General features: G+C 70.5%; 4 protein-coding genes. 3 read left to right on the top strand and 1 reads right to left on the bottom strand.

What is annotated here, in order from left to right:
• Positions 1 to 2: 2 nt before the first annotated feature.
• A complete protein-coding gene (locus WMF36_RS36810) occupies positions 3 to 10205 on the bottom strand; it encodes a SpvB/TcaC N-terminal domain-containing protein (RefSeq protein WP_437582003.1) in 10203 nt (3400 codons plus the stop codon).
• Positions 10206 to 10558: 353 nt separating this feature from the next.
• Between WMF36_RS36810 and WMF36_RS36815 the strand changes: the two genes are divergently transcribed.
• The 3 genes from WMF36_RS36815 to WMF36_RS36825 all read left to right on the top strand — a co-directional run bounded on the left by WMF36_RS36815 (position 10559) and on the right by WMF36_RS36825 (position 18993).
• Positions 10559 to 11335, top strand: coding sequence for a hypothetical protein (locus WMF36_RS36815; protein WP_437575488.1), 777 nt, complete (start codon positions 10559 to 10561; stop codon positions 11333 to 11335).
• A gap of 381 nt (positions 11336 to 11716) precedes the next feature.
• Complete coding sequence (gene drmD, locus WMF36_RS36820) at positions 11717 to 14998, top strand: DISARM system SNF2-like helicase DrmD (protein ID WP_437575489.1); 3282 nt, start codon at positions 11717 to 11719, stop codon at positions 14996 to 14998.
• Positions 14998 to 18993 (top strand): Eco57I restriction-modification methylase domain-containing protein, encoded by a 3996-nt coding sequence (locus tag WMF36_RS36825; RefSeq protein WP_437575490.1) that lies wholly within the window; start codon positions 14998 to 15000, stop codon positions 18991 to 18993. The genes drmD and WMF36_RS36825 overlap by 1 nt, the downstream gene beginning before the upstream one ends.
• Positions 18994 to 19015: the final 22 nt, after the last annotated feature.

Raw genomic sequence — 19015 nt, forward strand, 5'->3', positions numbered from 1 at the left:
GTCTAGAGGTCATTGATATTGATCCCCGTAGGATCGCCAGACCCGGAGCCACCCTTTGGCTTAACGACGATATCACCTTCGGGTGTTTTGTAGAGATCGAACTTCGATCCACTGATCTTAGGTTTCAGATCATGCGGGTCGAACCCCGCCTTCTGGAGTGTTTTTATCTCTCCTTTGCTGAGCATCTTGTCCTGCGCAGCGGCATTAGGTGCATTCTTACCTCCGCCCCTTGCGGCCCCCGAAGATGGCGCCGCCGAGGGCGCAGAGCTCGCCGGAGCGGGTACGGCGCCCGGACCACCCGACCCGGACCCAGATCCGGACATGGCCGCGCTCCACGCGTCCACGCCGGCCATGATGTTGCCGGCTCCCTGCGTCACCAGGACGCCGCCTGCGACGACGGCGGCTTCGGGCACGCCCGTGAGGAGAGCGGCACCGCCGGTGCCCACCGCCACCGCTCCTCCCCCACCGCCGAGGATGACCCCTTGGCCCATCTGAACGGCCCCAGTAACGATGTTCCCCGCAGCTTTCCCGGCCAGAAAATCCGGATCCTGGGACGGCTGTCCCGCGATATCCGCCACGAAGCCGCCGGGAGTTATTGCCTGAACGGTGCCATATGCGACGCCCAGGGCCTGCAATCCGGCACGTTTCCACCACGGATCGCCGGGCGCTCGACCGTCCGGATCCACGATGCCGGCCGGATTATTCCAGGCGTACGTGTAGAGGCCGAGGTTTGCCGGCCGAAACACGCCGCCGTTGATGCGCCCTGCCATGTACTGGGCGAGCACCGGATCCGGGCTCAGCCATACATTGATCCGCGCGTCGTAGTACCGCGCCCCGAAGTAGTACAGCCCCGTCGCCTGGTCGAGCTCCTTGCCGGTGAACACGTACGCCCGCCGCAGCTCGTACCGCGAGTCCGACGCGTCGATCCACAGCTCCCCGGTCGGGAAGTACTCGTCCCGCTGCGTCAGCGTCTGCTCGTTGTTCGACGCGAAGCTCGTGCTCCCCAGGTGATCCGGATGGTAGTAGAGCGTCGGCGGGTCCCGGAACCAGTCCGGATCCATCTTGCTCGCGATCCGCGTCTGCCCCGCATAGATGTGCTTGGTGATGAACCGCCCGTCCCGCAGCGTCAGGTGCTGATCGTGGTAGGCTGTCTCCTCCTCGCCGCTCACGTGGTGCAGGTGCACCCGCCGCGCCCCGTCCCCGTCGTAGAGCATGCGCGACTGCTCCTGCCCGTTCTGCCTCACCCGGCTGACGCGGTTCTCCTCGTTCCACTCCGTCGTGCGCGTCGCCCCGCTCCGGTATACCCACCCGGTCTGGTTGCCGCTCGCGTCGTAGCTGATCACCCGCGGCCATGGGGCCGACTCCGCCACGAGGTGCTCGTCGATGTGCCTGGGCGCGTGCGGCTGCGGGCCCGTGTACCGGTACTCTGACCGGTACGTCTGCTCCCGGATCGGGTTGTTCTCGCACCAGTCCCCTTCGCACAGGTCCGCGCTCGTACCCGCCACGCCATCCGGCACGTAGCGATAGCTGACCTGATCCTTGACCAGGATGTTCCCAATCTCGTCGTAGTCCAGCGACAGCCCGTACCGGTACTGCCAGCCTCTCGCGTCCTGGAACGTCCCTTTCGCCGACACAAGCTGGTACAGATCGTCGTACCCGTACTCCTGTGTCGTCGGCCCGACCCGCACCGACCCCGGCATCTCCTGCTCGTACGGCGCCTCGTTCCGCACCTGCTCCAGGTTGCCCGCCGCGTCGTACACATACCGCATCCGCTGGAACGGCCTCGCCGGTCGGCCGCGCTCCACGAGGTACCGGTCGCGGTGGTCGGCGTTGACCTGCTCCAGCCGCCTCGACTTCTCGTAATACCTGTACGACGTCGTGATCCCGTTGCCGTGCACCACGCGCACCCGCTGCTCGAGCTCGTCGTACCCGATGTGCAGCAGGTACTGCGTCGTCACCGGCTCATCCGGGTGCTGCGGATTGATCTGCGTGTTCGTCCCGACCGCCGACCGGACCAGGCCGCCTCGATCATAACCGTACGTCACCACCTCCGCGCCGGAGCCGGGGAACTTCATCGACAGCAGGCGCCCGAACGAGTCGAACCCGTACTCCATCGTCGCCTCGTACGGCCCCCGGTGCGGCTCGCGGAGCCGGGGGAACTCGGTCGTCAGCCGCGCCACGTTCCCGAGCCGGTCGTACGCAAACGTCCTCTTTCCCGCCTCGCTCCGCTCCTCCTTCAGCCGCCCGGCCCGGTTGCCGTGCTCGTCCCCCGCCTCGCCCGGCGCGCCGTACACATATGTCACGTCCGTCGAATCGGGGTAGTCCACCCCGCTGAGCCGGTTGTCCTCGTACTCGAACCGGATCAGCTTGCTCGCGCCTTCCGCCGCCAGCTTCGCCGTCTGCCGCGTCCGGACATTGCCCGACGCATCGTAACGCCACTCCGTACGACCCATGTCCGGGCTGGCCAGCGCCACCATCCGCCCCACCGTGTCGTACTCCGCCGTCGTCACGTTCCCCAGCGCGTCGGTCACCCGGACGAGCTCGCCGGCGGCGTTGTACCCGTACCGCGTCGCCAGCGTCGTCCACGTCTCCGACCCGTGCAGCCGATTGCGCTCCTCGACCGCCACGATCGCGTTGTCCACGTCCTGGTACGCCTTCCGCACCTTCCCTTCCGGGTCGATCTCCGTCGCCACGAACCTCGCCACCCCATCGAGCGCCTCGATGGCGTAGCTCGTCGTCGTCACCGCCTCGCCGGCCTCCGCCTCGTCGTCCGGCTCCCGCTGCTCCACCACGCGCGAGAGCACGTCGTGCTCGAACACCGTCGGGTGCTTCAGCGGCACGTCCACGAACACCGTCGCCTCGCCCGTGTCGAACACCGGCTGCCCCTGCAGCGCGACCCGCCCCCGCTCGTCGAGCACCACACGACCGCTCACGGTCATCCCCACGATCGGATCCGCCCCCGGCCCCTGATCCTTCTCCAGGTCCTTCTTCGTCTGGATCACCCGGTCGAGCCCATCGATGAACGTCACCGTGTCGATCGGATCCCCCGGGTGCTGCACGTCCTTGTGCCGCGTGCGCGCCCACGCCGGCACAGCGGGGCTCGCCCCCGGCTGGAGCGCGTACTCGAACGCGATCGTCACCTCCGCCGCCATGGGCGCGTCGTTCGGCCCGAACACCTCGGTCAGCCGGCCGAACCCGTCAAAGCCATAGTGCACCTCGTGGCCATTGACATCCCGGACCGCGCTCACCGCGCCATAACGGTAATCCGTCGACGTCTCCGAGATGTGCCCGAACGCATCCTCCACCGCGGACAGGTGCGTCTCCATGACGTCGTCGTACCTGTAGATGAGCAGGACGCCCCGCGGGTCGATCGCATGCTCCAGGTTCCCGTACGCGTCGTGCAGAAAATGCCAGCTCGGGTTCGTCGATGCGTCGCCCGTGTACGGCGCCCCCGTCGCCGGCTCCTTGCCGCCGATCACCGTGCTCGTGATCCACGCCACCGCCCCGGTCACCTCATCGTACCCCGCGGTGCGCTTGCGCAGCAGCGTGCCCGCGCTGTCGCGCGCCTCGACGCTGTCCGCCCGCACGATGTGCGGCCCGTCATACGTCACGTGGTGGATCGTGGTCGTGACGTCATCGTCGAGCGTGCCCGGCTCGCCGTGCTCCGTCAGCCGGATCAAATTCCCGCGATCATCCCAGTCGCGCTCCTCGCTCGTCTGCTTGCCAGGCGCGCTCGGGTCCGTGGTCTTCCCCTCGTACCACGACGTCGTCCGCAGCTCTTCCTCGGGGAAGAACGAGCCCGTCAGCGCCGGCTCCCCCCCGGGCGCGCGATACGCCACCTGCTGCCGGCTGAACAGCCGCCCCTCGGCGTCCTGCTCGATCACCTCCGCCGCGAGCCCGCGGCGGTAATAGTCCTGGTTGTGGTACCGCGTGACGAGCTGCGAGCCGTCCTCCCGCGTCGCCGTCACCTGCGCGAAGCCGTAATCCTCGCGCTCAGCGCGGTCATAGAACCCGCTCTGGTGGTAATCGAACGTGTGGACATACGCCGGCGTGCCCATGCCGTCGTCGACCTCGACCTGCGACAGCACCCACTTGCTGCCGGGCATGTCCACGCTCAGCTCGTCCGGGCTGCTCGCATACGCCACCCTGTTGCCCTCGCGGGCATAGTCCAGCTGGAAGCTGCCGCCAAGCGGCCGGACCACGCGCCGGAGCCGGTTCGTCTTGCCCGTCAGGTTCAGCCGCGCTCGCAGCGCGGTGTCGCTCTCGCGCAGCATCCCATCGCTCAGCTTCAGCACGTGATCGACCGTCCCGTCGCCGTCCAGGTCGTTCCACCCCAGCTCGCTCCGACCGTCGTTCAATCCGAGCTGCGCCGCGATCTCCAGAACGAGGCACACGTACGGCGTCGTGATCTTGATCGGCACGCCATAGCCCGCGTTGAACGCCGTCGTCTCCGAGAACGACAGCGCATCGTTGCTGCCGTTGATCTCCTTCGTGAAGTCCTTCTCCAGTTGAACGCCCCACGGCAGCCCGCCGCTCACCGCCGGTGCGCTCCACTTCTCCTCCGGTCCGAAGCCGTCCCCGAGGTTCAGCCTTACCCGGTAATAGTCCTGTCCGGGCTGCTTGCTCACCCGGTCGGGCAGCCCATCGCCGTTCAGATCCACGAAGTCGGCCAGCGTCCGGCTCACCGTGTGCGCGATGCCGCCGCCGATCCCCGCATACCCCACCTGAAGACTGTTCGTCGTGTTGTCCTGCACCCGCATCGACGAGAGCTGCTCCGCCGACCAGAGCCGGCTCATCGCCGTCAGCGGGTCCCCGTCGACCTCCGGCAGCGGCTCGAACGGATCGTCGCTCGGATCGAGCGCCGCCCAGGCGCGCTCGTCCCCGAAGCGATAGCCCAGGTTCAGCCGTACATGGAGCACGCCGCCCGCGCTCCTCACCTTGTCCGGGAGCCCGTCGCCGTTCACGTCGAGCAGATCGCGCGTCGTCTGCGACGTGCCCCAGCTCTTGCCGAGCGACGGCAGCACGCTGAGCACCGCCGCCGTCGTGCCGCTCGCCTCGAGCTTCTCCGCCACCGCCGACGCCGCCGACCCGAAGCCGAACCCGAAGCGCGCGCTCATGCTCTCGATGACCCGGAAATCCCCCGGCCCTTCGAGCGCCAGGTCGCCATACTCGCCCGGCTGCTGCCCGTCGCAACGGCCGCCATCGCACGTCTGGAGGCGCACGCCGCCCCGCGTGACCACATCCGGACGCCCGTCGCCGTTGACGTCGATCAGCTCCAGCTTCGACTCGGTCGTCCCGGTCGTCACCTGGAACGACCCGATCAGCGCGACATCCGCCGACGCCGAGCCGTTGTGGCTCTTCCGCAGCCCCGGGACGTTGGCCACATCCTCCGGCCTGACCCCGCCGACGCGCGACGGCTTCAGCTCCCCGGCCGTGATGTACATGTCCGCGCCCGAGCCGCGGAACACAGGGCCGCTGACGCTGCCCACCAGCGGGAAGCCGGCGTCCTCCGGCGACCAGCCCGCGTGGTAGCCCTCCCAGTGCGGCTCGACGCGCGTGAAGTAAGGCGGCTCGTTCTCCTCGGGCCGCTCGTCGAGCAGGTTCGCGTCGAACGGGTACTCCGTTGTCCACTCCCCGTAGCTGAAGCCGCGGAACCCGCCGACCATGTCCCGCGGCGCGCCGCCGAGCCCGCTGTCGCTGAGCTGTACGGGCATGACGATCGACGCCTCGGGCACCGAGATGGGCCCGCCATCTCCCGGCAACGCCTCGAGCCCGCAAACCCGCCTGCCAGAGGGCGCGCCGGGCCTCTCCGCGCACGCCTCGACCTCGCGGCACCTCCCCGGCTCCGCGTCATGGCCGCACACCTCGGTGTACCGGGCGAACCCCTGGTACTGCACACGCAGCGGGTCGACCCTGTTCTCGCTGAGCTCGGCGTACAGGAACAGGAGATCTCCCTGGAGCACCGCGACCGGCCAGGAGATCTCGGTGCTGAGCTGCGCTCCCGAGACCGTCGTCCGGTGCAGCTCGGCCCGCTCCCCCGAATCAACGTCCTGGCGCACGAGCCACACATCGAACGCATCGTCCGCGTCGGTCCGGACGAAGCTCGCCTGCACGGTGACCTGTCCGTCCACCCCTGCGGCCCAGCCCGGCACGCTCCGGTCGAGCACCGAGAAGTCGTCCGCGAAGTCGTAGATGTACAGCGGACGCCCGAGCGCGTCGACGCGCCTCATCTCGCGCGGGTGTATCGGCTCGCAGATCTTCGACGCGCAGGTCTCCGCGTAGCGGATGCGCGGGCTCCAGCGCGTGCTGTCCCCCTCGATGTCCTCCTTCGGGTCCACCCGGAAATAGAGCGCATCCAGCCGACGGACGCGGACGCGGATGCCGCTCCCGCATCCCCCCTCGCCCTCGGGAACACACGCAGCCTCGCTCGGCCCGATGTCCCGTTGCCAGAGCAGCCGTGAATAGCTGTTCCCCAGGTCGCCCGGCAGCAGACTGGCGACCGCCTTCGTGATCGACGCCGTCACCCCGTCTCCCGCGCCGCCCCCGGCCAGCGACACGCCGCCCTCGATGACGACGATGCCGTCGATCGGCGGCGACCATTTCACCAGCGCGCTGGTCCGGTAGAACGCCTTGCCGAGCTCCGCGACCTGCTCGCCGTCGCTGAAATCCTCGTCGACGGTGAAGCCGGCGCCCCTTGCGCCCGACCCGAGCCGCGCGTTGTTCGGGTTCAACGTCGCCCCGCTCCCGTCGAGCAGCTCCGGGAAGCCATCACCGTTGATGTCGAGCAGCATGCTCTGCGCGGTGGCCGTGCTCCAGGCACGGTTGATCCCGGCGCCCCCGAGCTCCTGGAAGAAGTGGATCGCCCCCTGAAGGCTGGCCGTGATCTGGTGCGTGCTGCCGACGCTCTCCGGCGAGAACGCGTTCGGGCTCGACCGATCCGGCAGCGCGTTCAGCCAGACTCCGTTGCTTCCCAAGAAATCCGGGAGCCCGTCGCCGTTGATGTCGGTGAAGGCGACCTGCTCCTCGTCCGCGCCGAACGAGACGCCGACGCCCAGCCCGCCATGCGGATCGCAGATCGGCGGCCCCGCGCCGACGAACGCGCTGAGCCCCCCTTCGATCGAGCTCGTCGCCCCGAGGCCGTCGCGCCCCTCCGCCGGACGGCTCCACTCGGTCGGCGACGCGAAGACCTGAAGCCTGCCGTCTTGCTGCTCCAGGCCGAAGTACTCGAACGTGTGCTCGTAGAGCTGCCCGGCGTCGCCGTTCCCGTGGAGAGCGATGCTCCTGAGGAGCGACTTGGAGTAGTGCCGCGCGTCGGGCTCGTCGTAGGCGAAGTTGTAGCTCCGGATGATCTCCTCGGCGCCGGGCGCCTCGCCCAGGGTCACGTCGATGCGCTCGAGCCTCCGCGTCGTTCGCACCTCGAAGCCCGCGCGCGCCGAGCTGAGGACGTCTCTCCGCTGCGCGCCGTCGTCCAGGAGGAAGTGCACGTGGTAGTGCGCTCCAGGGAAGCCGCTCTCGTGCTCCGTGTAGTCGATCCGCTGCGGATAGAGCTGCACCCAGCCCGCGCCCTCGGGCGCGTCCTCGAAGTACGAGACGAGCATCCGGTTGCCGAAGGTGTCTTCCACCCGCTCGAGGCTCCAGCGGAAGACGCCGGCGTCGCCCGACGGGTCCGAGAGGCGCGCGCCCGCGCTCTCACCATAGGTGTACCGGGTGCCGTTCTTGTCCGTGACCACCCAGTGATAGCTCCAGGCGTCGGCCCCGAGGCGCTCGATGCGATCGAACGCCCCCTCGACGCGCCGTTCATAGCGGCCCGGCTGATCGGGGATGGCCCGGAGCATCTGCCCGTCGAGCGCATAGAGCTCGTCGCCCGTGTAGCGCGGGACGCCGAAGCGCGTGTCGATCTCGATCGCGGAGACGCGCAGATCCCACCCCACGCCGAGCCAGCCGTTCCCCAGCTCGCTCTCGTACGTGACGGCGAGCCCCGGCTCCATGCCGTTCCGGCCCGGCGGCACCTCGATCGGGTACGCGATCTGCGCGGTGCCCCTGCTTGTCGCCTCCGGCGGCTCGATGAACGACACGCCGGCCGAGGGGCTCGCGAGCTCGATCCCCTTCATGGCGTTGGGATCGAACGACTGCGCCCCCGGCTGGTCCGGCATGGCGACCGTCGCATTGACGAAGTCGGTGAAGTGGTCCGTCAGGCTCGTGAGCTCGCGGGCGCCGCCCTCGCCGGCGCGCCCGAGCTTCGTCCATTGCGTCGCCGACTCGTCGAAATAGAAGCCGAAGACCTCCTTTGCGCCGGCACCGTCCGGGAGGCGCTCGCCGTCGATGGGGAGCGTCAGCTTCACCGGCTTCCTGAACCTGAGGCCGTGCGGACCGAAGCGGAACGCGCGCCCCTCCGGCGTCACGTTGCGCATCGCGCGCCCCATCGGCTGCACCTGGACGGGCGTCAGCGGCCGGATCGTGAGGCGCGTCGCCTGCTCCAGCGCTCCCGCCGGGATCTCGAGCGTGGCGCCCGCGAACGAGAGCACGGCGCCCTCGTCAGGGCTCACCACCGCGCCATACGGGGCGCCCTCGTCCACGACGAGCCCGCCCGGCGCCGCGCTCGCCGCGGCGCCTTCCACGCACGGGCCGAGCTCCACCTCTCGACCGAGCCGCGTGCCGTCCTCGAGCCGCGCCTCGAGGCGCGCCCTCCACGTCCGAAGACGAGCGCCTTCAGGCTCCGACAGGGTGAGCTCGAAGCTGCCGTCGTCTCCCAGCTCCACGGGCATTGCATCGGCGAAGAGCCGCGCTCGCGGCGCGCCCTCGCCGGGGAGATCGAGGAACCCGCGCACGTACGCTCTCCCATCGACGCACTCGCCGTGCAGCGGTGCGCTCAGCGCGATCCGCCGCGAGCGGGACGGGATGGGGCTCGCCGCCACGGCGACGTCCGACACCTCGGCGCGGCTCCCTTTCGCCGGTCGGACCTGCACCGAGGCGGTCTCGGGCCAGGTCGCTTGAGCCGGCAGGTCGAGCCGGTGCCAGCCCGGCGAGAGGTCCTTCAGGTCGAAGCGCAACCCCTTCGCCCCCGCGCCGGGCGCTATCTCGATCTCGCCGGCGCCCGCGCCGGCCAGCTGGAAAAGGAGCGCGTGCGGCGCCACCCGCGCGCCGAAATCGATGCTCAGCGGCCCATCGCGCCGCGCGCGCTCGCCGCCGGCCGATCGCGCGGCGGCGCGCGCCTCGAACACGCCGGCGTGCGGGATCCCGACCACCCGGAGCGCGCGCACGGTGTACCCGCGCTCGTGATCCGCCTGAGGGCGGAATCGCACGACGTTGTCGCCGCGCTTCAGCCACGCGGGCGCGATCTCCTCGACCTGCAATCCGCCGTCGGAGGGCGCTTCCGCCCGGAAGCCGCCGCGCGGCGCTGCGCCGTTCAGCTGCCGGCTCACGCTCGACCAGTGCCCGCGCCCCTCGAGCTCATAGACCAGGAACGCGCGCGCGAGCGCCCGTGGATCGGTGTCCACGTGAAACGACAGCGACCGCTCCCCTCCCGTGCGCGTCACCGCCGCCCGCTCGGACATCGCCGGGAACTGGTAGGCGCCGGCGAGCTTCCCCGCGAGCACGCGGTCGGCGAGCTCCACCTCCGCCAGGCCGCGCGTGGGGGCGGCGGCGGTCCAGAGCACGATCTCCTGCGGCCCGCGCTCGCCCGAAGGGTGCCACTCGAGCACGACGTGCTGCGCCGTGACGGCCAGGGGAAAGCGTGTCCAGCGCTCGCCCGTGTCGCGCAAAGGCACGTCGACGAGCCCGGGTACCCCATGGATCCCGGCGCCGTCTTCCACATGCACGGTGAGCGTGCCCTCGCTGCGCCCGTACAGCGCCATCGCCTCGAGCGCCGTGGGATGAGCCAACGTGACCCGGACCCGGACCACCTCGCCCGTGTCGCTGTGAAGCCCCGTGTCGGCGCGACCGTCGAACAGGCGCCATGCGTCCGCTCCCCGGCCGGCGCCGGTCACGCGGACGTCCGCCGGCAGGGCGGCGAGCGGCACCACGGCGAGCCCCTCCGGTGCGCCCGTAGCGCCACCTGCGCTCGCGAGCGCTGCTGCGTCTCCGGCGAGCGCCGCCGCGAGATCACCGCCGCCGCGAGCTGAGGTGAGCTGCGCGCGAAGGGGCTCGCCCATCCGGCGCAACGTCAACGCCTGAGCCCACGCCTGGAGCGGCGCGCTCACCACCATGAGCAAGAGAACGCAGCTCGCACACCACCGCCCCACCCATTTCACCCACCCGGATGTCATTGCTTGCCTCCGCCGCGGCGAGGGGAGCAATCGCGGAAAGAAATAGCAATTACAAACAAGGATGGCCGGGGACCTCCCCGTGAAAAGGCCCATGAAAAGCGCCGCAATCCCTCCATCCGAAGCACGATTCCTGCGCCTCCGTCCATGGTCCCTCCCGCGGGCCATCGAATTCGGCCTACTCAGCCGCCGGAAGCTCGGCTAGCGTTCCACGCTCCGGCAACACCCTGAGCTCGCCTCTCTGGCCTGCCGGTGCATCGCGGGGGCGGGCCAACCACGCCATGACGGAGGTAACCTTGCGTAATCTCACGATAGGAGACCTGAAGCTCGCCTTGCGCGACCTGCTCGACGAGAGGTCCGACGAGCTGCGCCTGTCGGCGACAGGCAAGCTGTACGAGCGACGACTCAGAGCAAAGCAGAAGGAGATAGACGCCATCCCCGACGCCGCGGGCACGCAGGCGCCGCTCGCCAGGGAGCTCTCCGAGGCCGACGTCCGGCACGACGGGCTCGGGGCGGCCATCTTCTTCCTCTGCAAGGCCATCGAGGCGCACCCCGCCTTGCCGGCGGCGCTCAAGGACGCGGCGGCGACCGCGCAGCAGACGTTCGTCCCGAAGCTCGAGGTGCTCCGCGCCCCCTACGCCGACGAAGCGTCGGCGGCGCTCGACAACCGGCCCGAGCTGGCGCGGCTCAAGGCAGAGCTGAAGTCCGCCGCCACCCCCGGCGGGGGCAGCCTGCACGACTGGGTGAAGGCGTTCGTCGCCGCCGGCGACGACATCGACAAGCTCCTGCGCAGGCGCGCCACGCTCCTCGCCACCGGCGAGAACGCCGCGGCCACCGGGCCGCTCCGCAACGCCACGGTCGGGCTGCTGGGTCGCTTCCGGGAGGCGCTCCGGGACGAGATCCAGGAGGAGGGCAGCGCGCTGCCGGCGGACCACGAGGCGCGGCTCTTCGCCTACATCGACAAGCTGAACGCCGATCGCGAGCGGGGTGCGCGCGGGCGCGCCGCCCCGGAGCCGGCCGCCCCCGCAGAGCCGCCGGCCGCCCCCGACGTCCTCACCGCCCCCGATCTGTAATCGACGTTCATTCCCGCGACCTGGCTGGGGAGCCCACGCAACGGCCTCCGCCCAGATCCCGATCTATCCGCCGCCTGCCCGACCACGTCCCCGCGCAGATCCCGACCTACCCGCCGCCTGCCCGGCCACGCCCCGCGCAGATCCCGACCTACCCGCCGCCTGCTCGGCCACGCCCCTGCCCATGTCCCGACCTACCCGCCGCCTGCCCGGCCACGCCCCTGCCCAGATCCCGACCTACCCGCCGCCTGCCCGGCCACGCCCCCGCGCAGATCCCGACATGCCCGCCGCCCGCTCGATCAGGTGGTGCCCAGCGGAGGACAGTCGGCTTCGATCCTCATGCCCGCCTTCCTCCTGGGTGCCCCCGCATCCTAGGATGCGCCCGTGTCAGTCACCCCCGAGCAGGGCAATTTCGTGCGCGTGCGCTCGCGCCTCTACCTCGTCGACGAGGTCGCGCACGACGCGCCCGAGGAGGACGCCGTCGTTCACCTCTCGTGCCTCGACGAGGACGCCCAGGGCGCGCGGCTCTCCGTGCTCTGGCAGAGCGAGGTCGACGCGCAGATCGTCGACGCGGCGAGCTTTCGCGAGGTCGCCGCCCGCGGGCTCGACGCGCCGCGCACGTTCGCCGCGTACCTGCACGCGCAGCGGTGGCACTGCGTCACCTCCACCCGACCGCGGCTGTTCCAGGCGCCGCACCGCGCCGGGATCGAGCTCCACGCCTACCAGCTCGAGCCCCTCCGCAAGGCGCTGCTCCTCCCGCGGGTCAACCTCTTCATCGCCGACGACGTCGGGCTCGGCAAGACCATCGAGGCCGGCCTCATCCTCCGCGAGCTCCTCATGCGACAGCGCGTGCGCCGCGTCGTCGTCGTGGCGCCGCCCTCGGTGGTCGTCCAGTGGCGCGAGGAGCTCGAGTCCCGCTTCGGCCTCTCCTTCGTGGTCCACGACCGCGAGTTCGTCGCGAGGAAGCGCCGGGAGCGCGGCTACTCGGTCAATCCGTGGATGACCCACAACCTGTTCATCATCTCCCACGCCCTCGTGCGCGACGAGGCCTACGTCGCGCCCCTCCGCGCCTGCCTCCAGAAGGACGGCGGCGGCTCGATGATGATCCTCGACGAGGCGCACAACGCGGCGCCCGCGAGCGGCGCGAAGTACGCCATCGACTCGAAGCTCACGGGCGCGGTGCGCGAGCTGGCCGAGCTCTTCGAGCACCGGCTCTTCCTCTCGGCGACGCCTCACAACGGGCACTCGAACAGCTTCACGGCCCTGCTCGAGATCCTCGACCCGCAGCGCTTCACGCGCGGGATCCCGCTCGAGGAGCCGCAGCGGCAGCTCGACCCGGTGATGGTGCGCCGCCTCAAGTCCGACCTCCGCGAGGTGAAGGTCGCGTTTCCCCGGCGCGAGGTGAAGCAGATCACCCTCGATGGCCTGCCTGACAACGCGCCCGAGCTCGTGCTGTCGCGCCTGCTCGAGCAGTACCGCGAGCTGCGCGCCCGGCGGCTCGCCCAAGCGTCGCGGAGCGCGCAGGCGGCGGCCGGGCTCCTGGACATCTCGCTGCAGAAGCGGCTCCTCTCCTCCATCGAGGCGCTCCGCTGCACGCTGCTCACCCACCGCGACTCGCTCCGCAAGGCGCGCGAGAAGAAGCAGAAGGAGATGGGCGCCCGGCCCCCCTCGCCGGTCGCGCCGGTCAGCGAGGAGCAGCTCGACCTCCTGCGCGAGGCGCCGGGCGCCGACGACGAGCGGGCCTGCGTCAGCGAGGACGAGCTGCGGCGCGAGGAGAGCGCGCAGATCGAGGCCGCGACGCGCGCGTCCAGCGAGGCGACCGAGGCCGAGGAGCTCGCGCTGCTCGACCGCATGATCGAGGTCGCCGAGGCGCACGCGAGCGCGCCCGACGCGCGGGTCGAGCGGCTCGTGGCCTGGATCCGGGAGCACCTCTGCCCGGACCTCCCCGCGCGCGGGGCAAGGCCCGCGAAACCCGCCCGCTGGCTCGACCGCTGCAAGGGGCGGGAGCACGCCGCGCGCGTCCTCATCTTCACCGAGTACACCGACACGAAGCGCTACCTGGAGCAGCAGCTCGAGGCCGCGCTCGCCTTCACCGACCGCAGCGAGGAGCGCGTCGAGGTCTTCCACGGCGAGATCGCCAGCGAGGCCAAGCGCGAGGAGATCAAGAAGGCCTTCAACGGCGATCCGGCCGAGCACCCGGTGCGCGTCCTGATCGCCACCGACGCCGCGCGGGAAGGCGTCAACCTCCAAAGCCACTGCGCGGACCTCTTCCACTTCGACGTCCCGTGGAACCCGAGCCGGATGGAGCAGCGCAACGGGCGCATCGACCGCAAGCTGCAGCGCGAGGAGGTGGTGACCTGCCACTACTTCCTGTTCGCGCAGCGCGCCGAGGACCGCGTGCTCGAGGTGCTCGTCGACAAGACGCGCACCATCCAGAAGGAGCTCGGCAGCCTGGGCGCGGTCGTCGAGGGGGAGCTCCTGCGCCTGCTCTCGAACGGCATCCCGCTGCGGCAGGCGGCGGCGCTCTGCGGGGCGATCGGCGCGGTGAACGGGGCGCCCGGCCCCGACGAGCTCGAGGCCTCGCGCGAGCGGCGCGCGCCGCTCGAGAAGCAGCTCGCCACGCTCCGCGCGCTCCTCGAGGAGTCGCGCGTGCACCTCGGGCTCCGCGGCGGCGACCTGGAGCGCGCCCTCTCCGAGGCGCTCCGGCTGCTCGGCGCCGAGCCGCTGCAGGCCCTCGACCCCGCGCGGGACCGGCTCCCCTCGGGCAAGCCGGCCCCGCCCGGCGCGTTCGCGTTCCCGGCGCTGGATCGGCTGCCCGGCGCCGACCCGGGCTGGGCAGAGCTCCTCGACGCGCTGCGCGCGCCGGAGAGGCCGCGGGACGTCGACCTCCGGGCATGGCGGCGCGAGGCGACGCTCCGGCCCGTGGTCTTCGCGGACACCGGCACGCTCGACGCCGAGGTCGTCCACCTCCACCTCGAGCACCGGATCGTGCAGCGCCTCCTCGGGCGGTTCCGGTCCCAGGGGTTCCTCCACAACGATCTGTCGCGCGCGACCGCCGTCGTCGTCGAGGAGGCAGAGCCGAAGGTCGTGCTGCTCGGGCGCCTCGGCCTGTACGGGGACCACGCGTCGCGCCTGCACGAGGAGGTCATCCTGGCGGCCGCGCCCTGGGTCGCCCCCGTTGTGCGCAAGACAAGGCTCCGCGGGCTGGGGCTCGACCACCACGACGCGGTCCTGCGGCAGATGGACGACGGGCTCGCGCGGGGCGAGCGCCCGCACGACAAGGTAAGGGAGGACCTGGCGGCCGCCGCCGAGCGCGACATCGAGGAGCTCTTGCCGCTCCTCGTCCAGCGCGGCGAGTCCGCGGGCAAGCGCGCCGAGGAGGAGCTCGGCAAGCGCGCGGCAAAGGAGGCGGCCGACATCCGCAAGGTCCTCGAGGCCCAGCGCGCGCGCATCCGGAAGCACCACGACGCGCCCCAGCAGGAGCTCTTGTTCAACGATATCGCCCGGCGCCAGGTCGCGTCGGAGCGCGCCTTCTGGGAGACGCGCCTGCGCACGATCGACGCCGAGATCGCGTCGGAGCCGCAGCGCATCGATCGGGCCTACGAGGTGCGGGCGCGCCGGCTCGACCCGCTCGGGCTCGTCTACCTCTGGCCGAGGACAGGTTGATGGCAAGCAGCACGACGACCGCGCAGAGCCGCGATCTTCAGGCGCACAAGACGTGGCTCGGCCTCCTCGAGGGCCAGCGCGTGGGCATCGTCGTCACGCCCCCGGCGCTCGTCGCGGCGCAGGCGTACGCGAACACCGACGTCATCCCGGCGCAGAACGCGCTCCTCGGGCTCCTGACCGACAGGCCGCGCGACCTCCGCGACGCCATCGCCGAGCGCTGGGGAGAGAGCGGGGACGTGGTCCTGAAGCGGCTCGGGCCCTTCTGCGAGGCGGTGCTCGGCTGGCGGCCGGACGACCTCTGCCCTGTCGCGCCGGACGACGCGCGCTGGTCGGTGCACCTCCCCGAGCAGCGCGAGACGCTCTCGCCGACGCACGTCCTGATGGACCCCGACGCCCGCGGCGGGCCGCCCGCGCCGCTGCTCCTCGTGCGCGAGGAGCCGGCGAACACGGATCTCGACGCGCTGCCGCCCGAGCGGGCCGACGGCGGCGGCTGGCGCGCGAGCCCCGAGACGCGCTTCGAGCGGCTCCTGCGCGACACGGGGGTCTCCCTCGGCCTCCTCTTCAACGGGGCGAGCCTGCGGCTCGTGTACGCGCCGCGCGCCGAGACGCCCGGGCACCTCACGTTCCCGGTGCGGGCCATGTGCGAGGTCGGCGGGCGCCCGATCCTCGCCGGCCTTGTGATGCTGCTGCACGAGAGCCGGCTCTTCACCGGCCCGAAGGCGCAGCGGCTCCCGGCGCTCCTCGTCGAGAGCCGCAAGTACCAGAGCACCGTCTCGACCCAGCTCGCCGGGCAGGTGCTCGACGCGCTCCACGCGCTTGTGCGCGGGTTCCAGGCGGCCAACGAGGTCGACCCGCGCGGGCGCGGCGAGCTCCTGCGCGAGGTGCTCGTCGAGGACCGCGCCCAGGTGTACGGCGGGCTGCTCACCACGCTGATGCGCCTTGTCTTCGTGCTCTACGCCGAGGACCGCGCGCTCCTGCCCGCGGGCGGGATCTACCCCGGGAGCTACTCGGTCACGGGGCTGTTCGAGCGGCTGCGCGAGGACGCGGGCCGGCACCCCGACACGATGCACGCGCGGTACGGGGCGTGGGCGCAGCTGCTCACGCTGTTCCGGGTGCTCCACGACGGCGCGCACGCCCGGGAGATGCAGATCCCGCCGCGCGCGGGGCACCTCTTCAATCCCGACGCGTACCCGTTCCTCGAGGGGCGCGCCCACGGGACGCGCCGGGGGAAGGGCGAACGGATCACGCCGCCGCTCGTGTCGGACGGGGTGATCTACGAGGTCCTCGGGCTGCTGCTGTACCTCGACGGCGACCGGCTCTCGTACCGGGCGCTCGAGGTCGAGCAGATCGGCTCTGTGTACGAGGCGATGATGGGGTTCACGCTGGAGCAGGCCCGGGGGCGCTCGATCGCGGTCCTGCCGCACCACGTGGTGATCGGCCTGGAGGAGGCGCTCGCGCTGTCCGAGACGGCGCGCGACAAGCTCCTCGTCGAGGCCGGCTGCAAGCTCGCCGACGCCGCGCAGAAGGCGTGGAAGTCGGCGAAGAACGAGGCGGCGCTCGTGGCCGCGCTCGGGCGCAAGGTCTCGCCGCAGACCCCGGACGTGCTCCCGCAGGGCGCGCTCTACCTGCAGCCCACCGAGGAGCGGCGGCGGTCGGGGAGCCACTACACGCCGCGCGAGCTCACCGAGCCGATCGTGCGGACCACCCTCCAGCCGCAGCTCGACGCGCTGGCCGCGGGGAAGACGCCGCGGGCCGAGCAGATCCTCGCCCTCAAGGTGTGCGACCCGGCGATGGGCTCCGGCGCGTTCCTTGTCGAGTCGTGCCGCTTCCTCGCCGCGGCGCTCGACGCCGCGTGGGGCGTGCACGGCGACGCCCCCGTGATTCCACCCGACGAGGACCGCGAGCTCCACGCGCGGCGGCTTGTCGCGCAGCGCTGCCTCTACGGCGTCGACAAGAACCCGTTCGCGGTCGACCTGGCCAAGCTCTCGCTGTGGCTGTTCACGTTGGCCAAGGACCACCCGTTCACGTTCCTCGACCACGCCCTCCTGCAGGGGGACTCGCTTGTCGGGCTGTCGACGGAGCGGATCGCGTGCTTCGACTGGAAGGACACGGGCAAGCCATCGCTGCTGCTCCGGCCGCGCCTCGCGACGGTGCTGAAGGCGGTGGAGCAGAAGCGCGGCGAGATCCACGCGCTCAGCGATTCATCGGATGTGGCAGAGAAGTCGCGGCGGCTCGACGATGCGGAGGACCTGGTCGCCGATGTGCGGGCGATCGCCGATCTGGCGGTGCTGGCGTTCTTCTCCGAGAAGAAGGACGCGGCGCGCGAGAAACACAGGAAGCGCCTTGGCGATACCGTGGTCGAGCCGTTCCTGTCCGGGCGACTGAGCACGCATTCGTTGCGCGAGCGGGCAGACGAGCTGCGGACTCTCACGCCGCCGGTGACGCCGTTCCACTGGGAGCTGGAGTTCCCGGAGGTGTTTGCGCGGGAGAACCCGGGGTTCGATGCGTTCGTGGGGAACCCGCCCTTCGCGGGGAAGAACACGCTCCTGGCCAGCGGCGGCCCGCTCGCGGTCGACTGGCTCAAGGCTTTGCACGAGGGCTCCCATGGCAACGCCGATCTGGTCGCCCACTTCTTCCGGCGAGCGTTCTCGTTGCTCAGACGCACAGGTGCGTTCGGCCTCATCGCCACGAACACCGTGGCGCAAGGCGATACGCGAGGGACAGGGCTTCGCTGGATCGTGCAACATGGCGGGGTCATCTATGCTGCCAAGCGCCGGTACAAGTGGCCGGGAGCCGCCGCGGTGATCGTGAGTGTTGTGCATGTGCAGCGCGAGGGGTCCACGTTAACGCCGGAGCTCGATGGGAAGCCCGTGCCTCGGATCTCGGCATTCCTCGTTGCTAACGAGGTTGACGAAGACCCTGCTACGCTCACCACGAACCAGGAGCGCAGCTTTATAGGAAGCTACGTGCTCGGCATGGGCTTCACATTCGACGACACCGACAAAAAGAAGCGCGCCAGCACGCTCGCCGAAATGAAACGCCTAATTGATAAGGATCCACGGAACGCGGAGCGGATCTTCCCCTACCTCGGCGGCGAGGAACTCAACACGAGCCCCTCCCACGCGTATCATCGTTACGCGATCAACTTCGAGCAGATGACCGAAGAAGAAGCACATCGGTGGCCGGACTTGATGGAGGTCGTTGAGCGCAAGGTGAAGCCTGAGCGAACGGGGAACAAACGTGATGTCCGGCGGCGTTACTGGTGGCGCTTCGGAGAGCCCGCGCCCGCTCTATATAAAGCGCTCAACGGAAAAGCACGAACAATCGCAAACTCACAAGTAAGCGCACACCACGCATTTGCATTTCAACCAACCGACAGAGTTTTTGCTCATACGCTCAACGTATTCGCACTCGACTCGAACAGTGCATTCGCCGTGCTCCAAGCGCGCCCTCACGAATCTTGGGCTCGCTTCTTCGCCTCGTCCATGAAGGACGACGTCCGCTACACCCCCTCCGACTGCTTCGAGACCTTCCCCTTCCCTCCGGACTGGCAATCCAATCCCGTCCTCGAGGCCACGGGCAAGACCTACTACGAGTTCCGCGCCGCCCTCATGGTGAAGAACGACGAGGGCCTCACCAAGACCTACAACCGTTTCCACGACCCCGACGAGCGCTCCCCCGAGGTCCTGAAGCTCCGCGCGCTCCACGCCGAGATGGACCGCGCGGTGCTCGACGCCTACGGCTGGCAGGACGTGCCGACCGCCTGCGAGTTCCTCCTCGATCACGACGACGGGGCCGAGGACGACGACGAGGGCGGCAAGAAGCGGAAGCGAAAGCCCTACCGCTACCGCTGGCCCGACGAGGTGCGCGACGAGGTCCTGGCCCGGCTGATCGAGCTCAACCGCGTCCGCGCGGAGGACGAGCGCAAGCGCGGGGTGGCGGTGGCGCGCGACGCGCGCAAACTGGACGACGAGGACGACGATGGCGACGACTGAAGCAGGCGCGCTCCGCGCGTGC

The sequence above is a fragment of the Sorangium sp. So ce887 genome (genome assembly GCF_051521455.1).
Taxonomy (GTDB): domain Bacteria; phylum Myxococcota_A; class Polyangia; order Polyangiales; family Polyangiaceae; genus Sorangium.

Excerpts from the sequence above, each read along its gene's own strand:
- WMF36_RS36810 (WP_437582003.1), bottom strand. The coding sequence starts at position 10,205 with ATGGTGGTGAGCGCGCCGCTCCAGGCGTGGGCTCAGGCGTTGACGTTG.
- WMF36_RS36825 (WP_437575490.1), top strand. The coding sequence starts at position 14,998 with ATGGCAAGCAGCACGACGACCGCGCAGAGCCGCGATCTTCAGGCGCAC.